The 15,149-nt window shown below is 72.7% G+C and carries 13 protein-coding genes; 6 read left to right on the forward strand and 7 right to left on the reverse strand.

Features of this window, described 5'->3' with window-relative positions; genetic code table 11:
- Window positions 1–22: 22 nt before the first annotated feature.
- The 4 genes from B072_RS0113600 to B072_RS0113615 form a co-directional block, all read right to left on the reverse strand.
- Window positions 23–1,048, reverse strand: coding sequence for an N-acetylmuramoyl-L-alanine amidase (locus B072_RS0113600; RefSeq protein WP_420707536.1), 1,026 nt, complete (start codon window positions 1,046–1,048; stop codon window positions 23–25).
- Between the two features lie 22 nt (window positions 1,049–1,070).
- Complete coding sequence (locus tag B072_RS0113605) at window positions 1,071–1,739, reverse strand: class I SAM-dependent methyltransferase (protein WP_018530504.1); 669 nt, start codon at window positions 1,737–1,739, stop codon at window positions 1,071–1,073.
- A 309-nt stretch (window positions 1,740–2,048) separates the two neighbouring features.
- Window positions 2,049–2,567, reverse strand: a complete 519-nt coding sequence (locus tag B072_RS0113610; RefSeq protein WP_018530505.1) for a hypothetical protein — start codon at window positions 2,565–2,567, stop codon at window positions 2,049–2,051.
- Window positions 2,568–2,714: 147 nt separating this feature from the next.
- Complete coding sequence (locus B072_RS0113615) at window positions 2,715–3,338, reverse strand: TetR/AcrR family transcriptional regulator (protein WP_018530506.1); 624 nt, start codon at window positions 3,336–3,338, stop codon at window positions 2,715–2,717.
- Between the two features lie 83 nt (window positions 3,339–3,421).
- On the opposite strand from B072_RS0113615, the gene B072_RS0113620 reads away from it, so the two are divergent.
- Window positions 3,422–3,931 (forward strand): GNAT family N-acetyltransferase, encoded by a 510-nt coding sequence (locus tag B072_RS0113620; RefSeq protein WP_018530507.1) that lies wholly within the window; start codon window positions 3,422–3,424, stop codon window positions 3,929–3,931.
- A 3-nt stretch (window positions 3,932–3,934) separates the two neighbouring features.
- Here B072_RS0113620 and B072_RS0113625 read toward each other — a convergent pair whose 3' ends face one another.
- From B072_RS0113625 to B072_RS0113635, 3 genes are all read right to left on the reverse strand, one after another.
- Window positions 3,935–4,699 carry a hypothetical protein gene (locus tag B072_RS0113625; RefSeq protein WP_158689188.1) on the reverse strand — a complete coding sequence of 255 codons (765 nt, stop codon included), beginning with the start codon at window positions 4,697–4,699 and terminating at the stop codon, window positions 3,935–3,937.
- 151 nt (window positions 4,700–4,850) lie between these two features.
- Window positions 4,851–5,732 (reverse strand): oxygenase MpaB family protein, encoded by an 882-nt coding sequence (locus tag B072_RS0113630; RefSeq protein ID WP_018530509.1) that lies wholly within the window; start codon window positions 5,730–5,732, stop codon window positions 4,851–4,853.
- Window positions 5,733–5,857: 125 nt separating this feature from the next.
- The gene (locus B072_RS0113635; protein ID WP_018530510.1) at window positions 5,858–7,588 is read right to left on the reverse strand and encodes an MFS transporter; all 1,731 of its coding nucleotides are present in this window, start codon (window positions 7,586–7,588) and stop codon (window positions 5,858–5,860) included.
- A gap of 323 nt (window positions 7,589–7,911) precedes the next feature.
- On the opposite strand from B072_RS0113635, the gene B072_RS0113640 reads away from it, so the two are divergent.
- The 5 genes from B072_RS0113640 to B072_RS0113660 all read left to right on the forward strand — a co-directional run bounded on the left by B072_RS0113640 (window position 7,912) and on the right by B072_RS0113660 (window position 15,137).
- Complete coding sequence (locus B072_RS0113640) at window positions 7,912–10,212, forward strand: acyl-CoA dehydrogenase (RefSeq protein ID WP_018530511.1); 2,301 nt, start codon at window positions 7,912–7,914, stop codon at window positions 10,210–10,212.
- Window positions 10,213–10,532: 320 nt separating this feature from the next.
- Window positions 10,533–11,438, forward strand: a complete 906-nt coding sequence (locus B072_RS0113645; RefSeq protein ID WP_018530512.1) for a LysR substrate-binding domain-containing protein — start codon at window positions 10,533–10,535, stop codon at window positions 11,436–11,438.
- Window positions 11,439–11,501: 63 nt separating this feature from the next.
- Window positions 11,502–12,701, forward strand: a complete 1,200-nt coding sequence (locus B072_RS0113650; RefSeq protein ID WP_051127176.1) for a CaiB/BaiF CoA transferase family protein — start codon at window positions 11,502–11,504, stop codon at window positions 12,699–12,701.
- A gap of 5 nt (window positions 12,702–12,706) precedes the next feature.
- Window positions 12,707–13,888, forward strand: coding sequence for an acyl-CoA dehydrogenase family protein (locus B072_RS0113655; RefSeq protein WP_018530514.1), 1,182 nt, complete (start codon window positions 12,707–12,709; stop codon window positions 13,886–13,888).
- A 58-nt stretch (window positions 13,889–13,946) separates the two neighbouring features.
- Window positions 13,947–15,137: a lipid-transfer protein gene (locus B072_RS0113660; protein ID WP_018530515.1), complete on the forward strand. Its 1,191-nt coding sequence runs from the start codon at window positions 13,947–13,949 to the stop codon at window positions 15,135–15,137.
- Window positions 15,138–15,149 lie beyond the last annotated feature (12 nt).

The raw sequence follows: 15,149 nt of genomic DNA on the forward strand, positions 1-15,149 counted from the left end.
TGCCGAGATCCACAGGTGACAGCTACCCGCGCAGGAAACTCACGATTCCCTCAGAGATGCCCTGTGCCGCCTTCTGCCGCCAGGCGCCGGAGGTGAGCCGGGAGGCGTCCTGGCTGTCCCGCATGTTGCCGCACTCGATGAAGACCTTGGGAACCGTCGACAGGTTGAGTCCGCCCAGGTCGGAGCGGGTGTCGAGGGCGGTTCCGTTGCCGATGTAGTTCGACGGGGGCTGGCCCGTGACCTGGATGAACTTGCCCGCGACGCGCTCGCCGAGGTTCCGCGAGGGCGCCACGATCGCGCGGGTGTCGGCGCTGCCGGCGTGCACGGATGCGGGAAGGATCACATGGAAGCCGCGGTTGCCCGCGGCGGAGCCGTCGGCGTGCACGGAGACGACGGCGTCGGCCTTCGCCGCGTTGCCGATCCGGGCCCGCTCGTCGACGCACGGGCCCCACGCCCGGTCCCCGTTCTGCGTGAACCGCACGGTGGCGCCCTGCTGTTCGAGGATGGTGCGCATGCGGCGGGCGACGTCCAGGGTGAACTGGGCCTCGGTGTAACCCCCGTTGGTGGAGGTGCCGGTGGTGTCGCACTCCTTGCTGCCGTTGCCGACGTTCACGCTCCGATTGATATCGGCCGTGTGCCGAAAGTTCCCCGGATTGTGACCCGGGTCGATGACGACGACCTTGCCGCGCAGGGGGCCCGAGCCGCCGGCCGCCGGCTTGGAGGGTTGCGTGGTCTTCGACTTGGAGGGCGAGGGGGAGGCCGACGACGTCGAGGGCGACGCGGAACTCGGCTTCTCGGCCTTCGGGGTCGGGGAGGCGGGCGACGCCGACGACCCGGCGGGGGCGGGCAGCACCTTCGGCGGCTCGTTCTCCTCCGGGCCGCTCACCACCTGCCACAGCAGCCAGGCCGCGAGCGCGGTCGGCACGAGGGCGGCGAAGGTGACCAGCACGGGGCGGCCGGCGAACCGGCGCCCGCGGCGTCCCTGCCGCGGATCGTCGTCGCCGTAGAAGTCTTCGAAGTCGTCCCCGTCCGGGCCCACGTATGACACGTACTCGACCTTAACCGCGCCTTCAGATCCCCGCGCCGGTTCGCTTCAGGACGCGCAGGGAGTCGTGTTCCGAGACCTCGGTGAACGCCCCGGACTCGAGTGCCCGCAGGTACACGCGGTACGGGGCCTGTCCGGTCCACTCGTCGTGCTTGACGGGGAAGACGTCGTGGATGAGGAGCAGCCCGCCGTCCGCGACGTGCGGGGCCCAGCCCTCGTAGTCGGCGGTGGCGTGCTCGTCGGTGTGCCCGCCGTCGATGAAGACCAGCCCGAGCTTCCCGCCCCACACCTCGGCGACCTGCGGCGACCTCCCGACGAGCGCGACGACGTGCTCCTCCAGGCCGGCCGCGTGCAGGGTGCGGCGGAAGGTGGGGAGCGTGTCCATCCGTCCGACGACCGGGTCGATCGTCTCCGGGTCGTGGAAGTCCCAGCCCGGCTGCTGCTCCTCGCTGCCGCGGTGGTGGTCGACGGTCAGCGCCGTCACCCCGGCCGCGCGGGCGGCGTCGGCGAGCAGCAGCGTGGAACGCCCGCAGTACGTACCGACTTCGAGGAGCGGGAGCCCCAGCGCGGCGGCCTCGACCGCGGCGGCGTACAGGGCGAGGCCCTCGCCGAGCGGCATGAATCCCTTGGCCTTCTCGAAGGCGGCGAGGACGTCGGGGCGGGGCGCGGGACTCGTCGTGGTCATGATGGCCATGCTGCCGTATGGAGGCGCGGGCGGGTCTGCCGGGTGCGGCTCCGGTGGGGCTTGGCCGCGCAGTTCCCCGCGCCCCTTTCGCCTGCGCGTCTGCCGGGTCGCCGATTCGTCCGCGGCTTTCCGCCGGCGGTCCTGCTGCGCGGAGCGCATGCTTCAGGGGCGCGGGGAACTGCGCGAGAAGCCCCACCGGCCGTCAGATCGCGACGAGGCGGCGATGGGGCAGATGCGGATCTTTCAGGGGCGCGGGGAACTGCGCGGCCAACCCCCACCGGCCCGCAGCCGGCCGCGATGCGGGGACCCGGCAGATGCTCAGGCGGCCCGGCACAGGGTCGCCCGGGCCACCGTCGCGGGCACCGGGCGCGCGGCCGGGACCTGCCGCGCCCGCCCGCGAGCGAAGGTCACCAGACGCAGCACCGCGAACCGCGCGACGCCGGTGAGCGCGGAGGCGGACAGGTAGACGACCTGCTCCAGAACCGCGCCGGGCGAGGCCACCAACTGCTGGAGGACGAACATCGCCGCGCAGGTCACCGCGTACCCCGCCGCCGCGGACCCGGCCGACTGCACGTGCTGGCCCCAGGTCGCGCGCCCGCCCGCGCCGAAGGTGAACCGCGCGTGCAGCTCGGTCGCGAGCAGCGTGGAGACCACGGTGATCACGGCGTTGGCCAGGGCCCAGGGGAGCCAGGAGGCGACGCCCGCCACGGCGAAGCTGGAGGCGACGCCGACCCCGCCGCCGCAGAGCACGAACCGGGCGAACGCCACGAAGGCGCCGGGTGCCGCCTCCTGCCGCTGCCCGCTCTGTGCTGTCCTCGCCTGCTCCGCCGTCTCCATGATCCGCCCCCGTCGATGACCGGCCGCGCGACTGCGCGTTCTCGGTGGTGCCACTATGGCACACGCGTGATGCCATGACGAGTGATTTATGGCGCCGCGTGCGGTGCCGGTGGCGTCACGCGGTGATGTCGAGTGCGAATGAGCAGGTCAGGCGCTTGGCGTCGAGCCGTCCGGGATGTTCGCGGCGTCCAGAAGTGTCAGGTGCCGGTGGACCGCGGCGGTCGTCCGGCGTTCCTCGCCGGTCGCGAGCAGGTCGAGCAGGGCCCCGCGCAGCACCGCCAGCGTGAGGGTGCGGCGCATGGCGCCGTCCTCGCTGTCCCGTTCCGGCCGGGGCTGGCAGGCGGCCAGGACGTCGAGCCAGTCCCGCACGGTGGCCGCGGCGAACCCGGCCCAGGGGCCGTCGGGCTCGACGAGGGAGCGGGCGTACGCCTCGGCCCACAGGCGCAGCAGCGCGCGGTGCTCGTCGGCGGCGAGCCAGGCCCACACCTGCTCGGCGGCCGGGGCCAGCCCTGTCGGGCGGCCGGTCCGGCGCAGGTCGGCCAGTAGCTCCAGTTCGTCGGCGCGGGCCCGCTCCAGCAGTGCGCGTACGAGTCCGTCCTTGTTGCCGAACAGGAACATCAGCACCCGGGTGCTGGAGCCGACGGCCTCGGCCAGGGGGCGCAGGGACAGGTCGGCGAGGCCGTGGGTGAGCGCGTACCGGTAGGCGGCTTCGAGGAGTTCGACCTGGCGGGCGGAAGGCTTCGTGGACGGGTTTGCCGTCTTCGGGGGCATGGATCTAGCCTAAGTCAACTGACACGGTCGTGTCAGTGACGTTGGGTGGCCGGATGGCGGCCGTTGGTTGCGGAGAGTGTGCGATGTCGGAGGAAGCCCGTCAGCGGCAGGTCGTGGTGCGCCGCGCCGACCGTCCCGGTGACCTCGGCTGGGTGGTGATGGCCCACGGCGAGCTGTACGCCGAGCAGTTCGGCTTCAGTACCGCCTTCGAGGCCCTGGTGGCCAAGGTCGTCGGCGACTACGCGGCGAAGCACTCGCCGGTCACCGAGGCGGCCTGGATCGCCGAGGTCGACGGAGAGCGTGCCGGTTGCGTGTTCCTGGTCGCCGCCGACCGGCCCGGCGTGGCCAAGCTGCGCGTCCTGCTCGTCGCCCCGGCCGCGCGGGGCCTGGGCCTCGGCACCCGCCTCGTCGAGGGGGCGCTGGCCTTCGCCCGCGAGGTGGGCTACCGGAGCGTGACCCTGTGGACCACCGACAATCTGGTGTCCGCCCGCCGGATCTACGAGCGCTTCGGGTTCACCCTCGCCGCCGAGGAGCCGTGCCGCGACTTCGGGCCGGACCTCACCGGCCAGACCTGGGACCTCGACCTCGGCTGATCGTCACCGCCCGCGGCGGTACAGCACCACCGCCGCGCCCGCCACGACCGGCACCACGATCGCGGGCACAGTCCACCACGGGGTACCGGCCCACACCGCCGGGAATCCCACGCCGCAGCAGGCGAGGAGGATGGTGAGGAGCAGGCGCCTGCCGTACGGGTCCCAGGCGAAGGGCGCGTGGCTGCGCGGGCTGACCAGGCGTGCCGCACCGAACGCGGCCGCCTCCGCCGCGACGAGCGCGGCCAGCAGTCCGAACGCGGCGTTCATCTGCAACTCGTCGCGGGGCGCGTCGATGGTGCTCTGCACGACGCCGTCCCTGTCGAGCGCCGTGATGTCGCGCCGCCAGACCGTGGCCGTGACCCGGTCGCCCGCCCTCAGCCGCTCGAACAGCGGCTCCGGATCGCTGAAGTCCACCTCTCCCTGCCACAAGTCCCGGTCCTTCAGCGTCACTTCGTAGTGGGGAGTCTTTCCGCCGTGGTCGGTCACCGCCTTCACGACGGTGAGGCGCCCGAGGACCAGACAGTCCTTCTGCCGCTGCTCCCGCACCGTCACACGCGCGGGGCACGTCTCGGCCGCTCGGTAGTCGCGGTAGCGCTCCCGGTCGTGGGGCAGCCACGTGGTGAACGTGAACCAGCAGAGCGTCATCGACGCCACCGAGGCCAGGAGCAGCAGCGCTCCGATGCGACGCGTCCGGCCGGCCGTGCTCGGCGGCCTGCCCTTGATGCCGGCGGTGGCCCTGGCTCTTGCTCTCGCCCGTGTCGTTGTCATCGTTCGCCCCCTGAACCGCATCCTCCGCCCGTCGGAGCGGAGGAACGCAGTGGGGGCCACGGCAGTTCAGAGGCGGCTTCGGCTGCCAGGGTCCGGCAAGATCGGCCGGTGCTCCCAGGGGCTGCGCGCGCCGCGAGAGGTTCCGGCCGGATCAGCCGGTCGCCTCGTCGCCGTGCGGGACCGGGCAGCCGCTGGGGAAGGTGCCCAGCTCCGCCACCCGATACCCGTTCGGATACCCCCGCACGTTGGGGCTCTGCCGGGCGAAGCGCGGCTCGCGGCGGGGTGGCAGCAGGCGGATCAGCCGCCCGCGCAGCCGCATTCCGCCGCGTACCGCACCCTGGAGCGCGGCGGGCGGGGCCGGGTAGCCGAAGGCCTCGCGCAGCGGCGGGTCCATCAGGCACACCGACGCCCTGCGCATCGCGGTGCCGAGCGGACCCGGGTACCAGGACGCCATCAGGTCGAGCGTCGCCTCCGAGACCGCGTAACCGCCCTTGTCGTAGGCGAAGTTGCGGCGCTCGTAGTCGTCCATGAACTCCTCGAACTCCGCGTACGTCTCCGGGATGTCCTGGATGTTCATGCGTTTGCCCAAAGCCCGGTAGTAGTTCGTGGACGCCCGTGTCTCGGGCTCCGACAGCGGTCGCCAGCCGTAGTCGTCGAGCCAGCGCTTGGGGACGACGACGAACGTGGCCAGGACGTAGCGGAAGTCGTCGTTCGGGATGTCGTAGCTGCGGTGCATCTGGTTCATGCGGCGGATCGCGGTGCGGCCCTGCTCCGCGTCCATGCCGTGCTCGCCGACGGCGTCGAGGATGAGCACCGTGTCGTCGTACCGCTTCTGCGCGCGCTCGGTGAACTCGCCCGTCCGTGCCAGGAGTTGACCGATGCTCGGCACGGCATACGTGCGGTACAGGGCGAAGCCGAGTGCCTGGGTGAAGTCCCAGGGGAACTCGTAGGTGGTGCTGATCCCGTAGATCTTCTCGTAGTCGCGCTCGGGGTCGAGCGCAAGGATCTCGCGTAACCGGTCGTAACGCTGCACGGCCCATTCCCCCTCGGTCGCCTGATGCCGACGCGTGTCAGCGTGCCATGAAAGCGCGAGAACGCGCCGCGCACCAGCGCGACGCGTTCTCGGCACACGCCCAACAGGGCCTCCCGCAGGGGCCGTTACACCTGCTGCACCGCTACGGCCTCCAGCGCGAGGTCCACGTCCACGGCACGGTTCTCGCCGTGGTGCGTCGCCGCCGAGGCGCGCGGTGCGTGACCGGCCGCCGTCGCCGCGAGGACGTAGGAGCCGCCCGACGGGACGGTGAGGGCGTAGCGGCCCTCGGCGTCCGTGAGGGCCGCGCCCGCCTGGCGGCCGCGACGGTCGATCAGCGTCACCTTGGCGTGGGTGACGGGCATGCCCGCCGGGTCCACGACCTGGCCGCGGAAGTGGGCCAGGGCCTCCTCGGCGTGCGCCAGGTTGGCCTCCTCCTCGCTGCTGGCCCGCAGCTGGACGACGGCCACCTTGCGCTTCGGCAGGCACAGCGCAAGGAGCACGCCCACCGCGACCGCGGCCGTGGCGATCAGGAACGAGACGCGGAAGCCGTGCAGGGTGGGGATCGCGACGCCGCCGACGTGGTTCGCCGTGTTGGCCAGGACCATGCCGATCACCGCCGACGAAACCGACGTACCGATCGACCGCATCAGGGTGTTCAGACCGGTGGCCGCGCCCGTCTCGGACGGGTCCACCGCGCCGATGATCAGCGCCGGGAGAGACGAGTACGCGAGACCGATGCCCGCGCCGACCACCACGGCGATGATGATCGTCTGCCAGGGCGCGCTCATCAGGCCGAGCCCGGCGCCGTAGCCGATCGCGATGATCAGCATGCCGAGGATCAGCGTGACCTTCGGGCCGAACGTCGCCGACAGGCGGGCGTAGACCGGGGCCGTGAACATCATCGTCAGGCCGAGCGGCGCCACGCACAGGCCCGCGACGACCATCGACTGGCCGAGGCCGTAGCCGGTGGCCGTCGGGAGCTGGAGCAGCTGGGGCAGGACGAGCGAGATCGCGTAGAACGCGACGCCGACCATGATCGAGGCCAGGTTCGTGAGCAGGACCTCACGGCGGGCCGTGGTACGCAGGTCGACCAGCGGCGCCTTCAGACGCAGCTCCATCACGCCCCACAGGACGAGGACCACCAGCGCCGCCGCGAACAGGCCGAGCGTCGTGCCGCTGCTCCAGCCCCAGTCGCTGCCCTTGGTGATGGGCAGGAGGAAGAGGACCAGGCCGGCCGAGAGGCCGATGGCGCCGGCGTAGTCGAAGGTGCCCTGCGCGCGCAGCGGGCTCTCCGGGACGAAGACGAGGGTGAGGGCCATCGAGACGACGCCGAGGGCCGCCGCGCCGAAGAACAGCGCGTGCCAGTCGGCGTGCTGGGCGACGAGCGCGGCGAGCGGCAGGGCCAGGCCGCCGCCGACGCCGATCGAGGAGGACATCAGGGCCATCGCCGAGCCGAGCTTCTCGCGCGGCAGCATGTCGCGCATCAGGCCGATGCCGAGCGGGATCGCGCCCATGGCGAAGCCCTGCAGCGCGCGGCCGACGATCATGACCAGGAGCTGGTCGGTGAAGCCGCAGATCAGGGAGCCGATCACCATGATCGCGAGGCTGGCGAGCAGCATCCGGCGCTTGCCCGCGAGGTCGCCGAGGCGGCCCATGATCGGGGTCGCGACGGCGCCGGCGAGGAGGGTCGAGGTCATGACCCAGGTGGCGTTCGAGGGCGCGGTGCTCAGCAGCTCGGGCAGGTCCTTGATCACCGGCACGAGCAGGGTCTGCATGACCGCGACGACGATGCCTGCGAAGGCGAGGACGGGGACGACGCCGCCTGTTCGGCGGGGAGTGGTCGTCGGCTGGGACATCAGGGGAGGCCTCCGGAAGGCGGGTCGGGGGTCACATGCGGCACATCGGCGTGCGGGCGGGTTGCGTGTAAGTCGAACCTGTCCCCTCGGGCAACTATTCCGACGATCGTCGTACGAACGGAAACCTTGACCTTTTCATTACATGGGGCGCTTCCGCCTTCTCCATGAGGCGGGTCCATGGTCGTGGGGCGGTCGCGAGGCGGTCGCGAGGCGGTCGTGGGGTGGTCGTGCGACGGTCGCGCTCCGGCCGCGGGGCGGTCGTTTCTGACTCAACGTCAGATCTGGTCTTCCGCTCTACTGGAACGTGTTCTACCGTGCGCCGCATGGGGACCGCCAGCAGCTCCGTCATAGCCATCACTCAGGACCAGCGGGAACTCGCGGACGCGGTACGCGGCTGGATCGCGCGCGGCGTGCCGCCCGACGAGGTGCGCAAACTCCTCGACGCCCCGCCCGCCCCCGGCCACCGCCCGCCCCACTGGGACGGCCTCGCCGGACAGGGCCTGCTCGGGGTCCACCTGCCCGAGTCGTACGGGGGCGGGGGCGGGACCCTGCTCGATCTCGCCGTGGTCGTCGAGGAGGCGGGCCGGGCGGCGCTGCCCGGCCCGTTCCTCGCCGACGTGCTCGCGGCGGAGGTGCTGCGGCGCGCGGGGCGGCGGGACCTCGCCGCCGAGCTCGCCGCCGGTGCGCGGATCGGGGCCGTCGCCCTCGGGGCCGGCGGGCTCACCGCCGTCGCCGGGCCCGAAGGACTCGTGCTCGACGGGACCGCGCCGCCCGTCCTCTCCGGCGCCGACGCCGACCTGCTCGTCCTCGGCGCCGAGAGCGCGGGCGGCGCGGTGTGGGTCGCGGTCGACGCCGCCACGGCCGGGCTCACCGTGCGGGCCCACGAGAGCGCCGACCCGACCCGGCCCACCGCCGAGGTCACCGCGTCCGGCGCCGCCGTCCCCGCCGACCGGATCCTGTCCGTGGACAGTTCTCTCGTCCGCGACCTCGCCGCCGTGCTGCTCGCCGCCGACGCCTGCGGCACCGCCGCGTGGGCGCTGGGCACCGCGGCCGAGCACGCGAAGGTGCGCGAGCAGTTCGGGCGGCCCATCGGACAGTTCCAGGGGGTCAAGCACCTCTGCGCCGACATGCTCGTCCGCGTCGAGCAGGCGGGCGCGCTGGTCTGGGACGCGGCCCGCGCACTCGGCGAGCCCGCCGCGGAGACCGAGCCCGCCGCGGAGACCGAGCCCGCCGCGGAGACCGAGCCCGCCTCGGACGCCGATTCCGCCCCGGAGGCCGAGCGTGCTTCGGGCGCCGATTCCGCCTCGGACGTCGGGAGCCTGGTGGCCGCGCTGGCCGCCGGGACCGCGCTCGACGCCGCGTACGGCTGCGCCAAGGACTGCATCCAGATCCTCGGCGGCACCGGCTTCACCTGGGAGCACGACGCCCACCTCTATCTGCGGCGGGCCGTCGTCGCCCGGCAGCTGCTCGGCGCGGGCGACGCCCACCGGCTGCGCGCCGTGCGCCTCGCCGAGTCCGGTGCGCGCCGGGAGCTGAGGCTCGACCTGCCGGCCGAGGCGGAGGCGTACCGGGAGAGCGCCCGCGCTGTCGCCGAGCGCGCCCGCGGCCTCGACCCGGCCGCAGCGCGCCGCGCCCTCGCGCCCACCGGATACGCGGCGCCGCACCTTCCCGCACCGTACGGACTCGGCGCCGGACCGGTCCAACAGCTCGCCGTCCAGGGGGAGTTGAAGGCGGCCGGAGTGAAGGTGAGCGACCTCGGGATCGCCACCTGGGTCGTCCCCTCCCTCCTCTCCTACGGCACCGAGGCGCAGCGCGAGCGGTACCTCCCGGAGACCCTGCGCGGCGACCTGCTGTGGTGCCAGCTCTTCTCGGAACCGGGCGCCGGATCCGACCTGGCCTCGCTGCGCACCCGGGCGGAACGGCTGCCGGACGGGCGCTGGCGGATCAACGGGCAGAAGGTGTGGACGAGCGCCGCGCAGTGGGCCGACCACGGCATCCTGCTCGCCCGCACGAACCCCGACGCCCCCAAGCACAAGGGCCTGACGTACTTCCTCATCGACATGAAGAACACGGACGGCATCGACGTCCGGCCGCTGCGCGAGATCACCGGCGACGCCCTCTTCAACGAGGTCTACTTCGACGACGTCCTGCTGCCCGCGGACGCGGTGGTCGGCGACGTCGACGACGGCTGGCGGGTCGCCCGGCACACCCTCGGCAACGAACGCGTCCACATGGCCGACCAGCTCACCTTCGACACCGGTCTCGAAGCGCTGCTCGCGCGGGCCGGCGACCTCGACGGCGCCTACCGCGCCCGGATCGGCGCCCTCGCGGCCGAGGCGCACGCGCTCGCCTGCATCGGGCTCCGCACGACGATGCGGCAGGTCGCCGGGGAGGGCCCGGGTGCCGGTGCCTCGGTACGCAAACTCGTCCAGACCCCGCACCAGCAGAAAGTCGCCGAACTCGCCCTCGAACTCCTCGGCCCCGCGGGCGCGTTGCGGGAGGGGCCGGGGGAGCGGGCGCTGCACGGGTTCCTGCTGTCGCGGTGCCTGACGATCGCCGGGGGCACGACGCAGGTGCAGCTCAATGTGGTGGCGGAACGGATTCTGGGGTTGCCGCGGGATTAGGGGGATTAGGGGGATCAGGGGGGTGTTCTCGGGTGCGGGCCGGTGGGGGCTGGTCGCGCAGTTCCCCGCGCCCCTGAGGCAGCGGCTTCGCCGCGCCTCCCTTGAAGCATGCGCTCCGCGCAGCTTCCCCTGGACGAGCGGAGCTCGCTTCCAGGGGCGCGGGGAACTGCGCGAGAACCCTCACGCACCCGCGCGTACACGCGGCGCTCCGGAGCTACGGCGGTGGATCAGGGGCGCGGGGAACTGCGCGACCAGCCCCCACCGGGCCCGCACCCGTAGCACCCCCGCCCCCCCCACGACGCACCCGTATCGTCACCCCCGTGGAGCTGAAACACCTCACCGGATTCGTCGCCGTCGCCGAAGAGCTGCACTTCGGGCGGGCCGCCGAGCGTCTGCACATGGCCCAGTCGCCGCTCAGCCAGCAGATCAGGCTCCTCGAACGCGATCTCGGGGTGCAGCTCTTCGAGCGGACCACCCGGACCGTCCGGCTCACCCCCGCGGGCCGCGCCCTGCTCGAACCGGCCCGCGCCCTCCTCGCCGACGCCGCCACCCTGCGCCGCACCGTCCGCGCCGCCCACCTCGGCGAGACCGGCCGGGTCACCGTCGGCTTCGGCGGGGCCAGCGCCTACTCCGCGCTGCCCGCGCTCACCCGCGCCGTGAACTCCGAACTCCCCGGCGTGGAGCTGGTGTTGGAGGGTCAGATCTTCACCGGGGAGGCCCTCGCGCGGCTCACCGACGGGACCATCGACCTCGGGGTCGCGGCGCTGCCCGTGCGGCGCGGGATCACCGCCCGCGTGGTGCGCGCCGAGTCCCTGGTGTGCGCGCTGCCCGAGGGGCACCGGCTCGCCGCCCAGGACGGAGTCACCTTCGCCGAGCTCCAGCACGAGCGGTTCGTCACCTTCCCCGTCGCCCGCGGCTCGGCCGTGCGCGAGGCGATGGTGCAGGGCTGCCACGACGCCGGGTTCGCGCCGCGGATCGCGCAGGAGGCGCCGGACTCGTACAACCTGCTCGCGCTCGTCGGCGCGGGCGTCGGGGTGGCCGTGGTCGTGGGGTCCGCGCGCTCCATCCACCTGGAGCACGTCGTCTTCCGGCCGCTGACCGGGGAGGGCGTGCCCACGCTGCCGATCGCGCTCGCCTGGCGCACCGGGAACGACAGCGCGGCCCTCGCCGCGGTCCTGGACGTGGCGGAGCGCGTTCTGCCGACTCCGCCCGATTATGTGGCGTAGCAGCTCACTGGCCGCGGGTATCGGTCTTGGACAGCACTTAATGCCGGGGGCAGAGTGATCACCATGTCTGAGCCGCCGCAGGACGTACCGCAAGCAGGACCGCAAGCCGCCCCGCAGGCCGTACCGCTCGCCGGGATCAAGGTCGTCGACCTGTCGAAGATCCTCGCGGGGCCGTACGCCACCATGTCCCTCGCCGACCTCGGCGCCGACGTGACCAAGGTCGAGCACCCCGAGGGCGGCGACCCGACGCGCCGCTGGGGCCCGCCGTTCCAGGGCGAGGACGCCACGTACTACCTGGCCGCCAACCGCAACAAGCGCTCCGTCACCCTCGACCTCAAGTCCGCCGACGGGCAGGCCGAGGTGCACCGGATGCTCGCCGACGCGGACGTCATGGTGGAGAACTTCCGGCCGGGCAGCACCCTCGCCCGCGTCTTCGACTACCGCGAACTCACCGAGCGCCACCCGCGCCTCGTCGTCCTGCACATCTCCGCCTTCGGCGAGACGGGACCGCTGCGCGACGAGCCCGGCTACGACATGGTCGCCCAGGCCGCCGCCGGGCTGATGTCCCTGACCGGCGAGCCCGACGGACCGCCCGTCAAGGCGGGCTTCGCGATGGGCGACCTCGGCGCCGCCCTCTTCGGCCTCATCGGCATCACCTCCGCCCTCGTCGAACGCGCGCGCACGGGCCGCGGCCAGTACGTCACGACCTCCCTGTACGAGACCCAGCTCGCCCTGCACGCCAACTGGGCCACCGCCCACTTCGCCACCGGGGAGCGCCCCACCCGGCTCGGCTCGGGCCACCCGAGCCTCGTCCCGTACCAGGCGTACGAGGCGTCCGACGGGCACTTCGTCATCGCGGTCGGCAGCGACGCCCTGTTCCGCAAGCTGTGCGCGGCCCTCGGCCTCGACCGCCTCGCCGACGACGAGCGCTTCGCGACGAACGCCGCCCGCGTCGCCCACCGGGCCGATCTCAACGCCCGGTTGACGGACGCGCTCGCCCGGCGCACGGTCGGTGAGTGGTGCGACGCACTGAAGGCGGCCGGGGTGCCCGTCGCCCCCATCCGCCACCTCGACGAGGTCTACGCCTGCCCGCAGACCGCCGCCCTCGGCATGGTCCAGGAGGTCGAGCACCCCGTGGCGGGCCCGGTCCGCCAGGTCGCCTTCCCCGTCAGCTTCAACGGCGTACGGCCCGCCGTGCGCACCGCACCGCCCACCCTCGGCCAGCACGACACCCGTCCTCAGCGTCCTCAGCAAGGAGCCTGACCCCCATGCCGTTCCCCGCCCTCGACGCCCTCGACCCGCTGAACCTGGAAGCCCTCCTCACCGACGAGGAGCGCGCCGTGCGCGACACGGTCCGCCAGTACCTCGACGACAAGGTCGAGCCGCACATCGCCGACTGGTTCGAGAGCGGCGAGCTGCCCGCCCTCGCCGAACTCGCCCGGGACTTCGGCAAGATGGGCCTGCTCGGCATGCACCTGGAGGGCTACGGCTGCGCCGGGATGTCGGCCCGCGCTTACGGCATCGCCTGCCGCGAGCTGGAGGCCACCGACTCGGGCCTGCGCTCCTTCGTCTCCGTGCAGGGCTCGCTCGCCATGTTCGCCATCCACCGCTTCGGCTCCGAGGAGCAGAAGCAGGAGTGGCTGCCCCGGATGGCCGCGGGCGAGGCCATCGGCTGCTTCGGCCTGACCGAGCCCGACCACGGCTCCGACCCGGCGTCCATGACGACCCGGGCCCGCCGCGACGGCGACGACTGGATCCTCGACGGGCGCAAGATGTGGATCACCAACGGCTCGGTCGCGGCCGTCGCCGTGGTCTGGGCGCAGACCGAGGACGGCGTACGGGGATTCGTGGTCCCCACCGACAGCCCCGGCTTCTCGGCGCCGCTCATCAAGCACAAGATGTCGCTGCGCGCGTCGGTCACCAGCGAGCTGGTCCTGGACGGCGTACGGCTCCCGGCGTCGGCGCGACTCCCCGCGGCGCGCGGCGTGGGCGCACCCCTCACCTGCCTGAACGAGGCCCGCTACGGCATTGTCTGGGGCGTCACCGGCGCGGCCCGCTCGGCGTGGCAGTCGGCCTGCGAATACGCCCTGCAGCGCGAGCAGTTCGGCAAGCCGATCGCCGGCTTCCAGCTCACCCAGCAGAAGCTGGTCGACATGGCGCTCGAACTCCACAAGGCGACGCTGACCGCCCTGCACCTGTCGGCGCTCAAGGACTCGGACGCGGGCGTGCATCCGGCCCAGATCAGCTTCGGCAAGCTGAACAACGTCCGCGAGGCCATCGAGATCTGCCGCACCGCCCGCACCATCCTCGGCGCGAACGGCATCTCCCTCGAATACCCGGTCATCCGGCACGCCAACAACCTGGAGTCCGTGCTCACTTACGAGGGCACCACCGAGATGCACACCCTCGCGCTCGGTCAGGCTCTCACGGGGCACGCGGCCTTCCGTTAACCGATCCCTCCTGCCAGTATCTGACGCATCGTCAGATACTGGCAGGAGGCGTGCAGCCATGAAGTCGTACATCGTCGGCGTCGGCATGACCAAGTTCGAGAAGCCCGAGACCCGGGACTGGCAGTACTGGGACATGGCGAAGGAGGCGGGCGGCGCCGCGCTCGCCGATGCCGGGATCGCCTACGAGGACGTGCGGCAGGTCCCCGTCGGCTACTGCTTCCAGGCGTCCACGGCCGGTCAACGGGCCGTCTACGAGCTCGGGTTGACCGGCGTCCCGGTCTACAACATCAACAACAACTGCGCGACCGGGTCGAGCGCCCTGATGCTCGCCCGCCAGTTCGTCGAGGGCGGCATCAGCGACTGCGTGCTCGCGCTCGGCTTCGAGAAGATGCGGCGCGGCGCGCTCGGCGGGGGAGCGGACGGCGGCGACTTCAAGACGTCACCGGTCGCCCGCCACTACGGCATCATGGCCGCCCGGCACGGCTTCGAGATGTCCCCGCCGACCGCCCAGATCTTCGGTGACGCGGCGCGCGAGCACATGGAGAAGTACGGCACGACGGAGGCGCAGCTCGCGGCCGTCGGCGCCAAGAACCACCGTCACTCGGTCAACAACCCCTACGCGCAGTTCCAGGACGCGTACACCGTCGACGAGATCCTCGCCGCCAAGACCATCCACATGCCGCTCACCAAACTCCAGTGCTCGCCCACCTCGGACGGCGCGGCGGCCGCGGTCGTCGTCTCCGAACGCTTCGTGGAGGAAAGGGGCCTGGGCGACAAGGCGGTGGAGATCGTCGCCCAGTCGATGACCACGGACACCGCCGAGTCCTTCGACTCGGGCTCCTGCATCGACGTCGTCGGGCAGCCCATGTCGCGCGAGGCGGCCCGCCAGGTCTTCGAGACGTCCGGGCTCGGCATCGACGACGTCGACGTCATCGAGCTCCACGACTGCTTCTCCGTCAACGAGTTGCTGACGTACGAGGCCCTCGGCATGTGCGATGCGGGCGAGTCCGGCAAGCTCGTGGAGTCGGGCGCGACGACGTACGGCGGCCGCTGGGTGGTGAACCCGTCCGGCGGCCTCATCTCCAAGGGGCACCCGCTCGGCGCCACGGGCATCGCCCAACTCGCGGAACTGACCTGGCAGTTGAGGGGCTCCGCGGGGGGCCGACAGGTGCCGGGGGCGCGGGTCGGACTCGCGCACAACATCGGGCTCGGCGGCGCGGCCGTGGTGACGATGGTGCGGCGGGGCTAGGGCCCGTCCGGC

The organism is Streptomyces sp. HmicA12 (genome assembly GCF_000373565.1).
Lineage (GTDB): Bacteria > Actinomycetota > Actinomycetes > Streptomycetales > Streptomycetaceae > Streptomyces.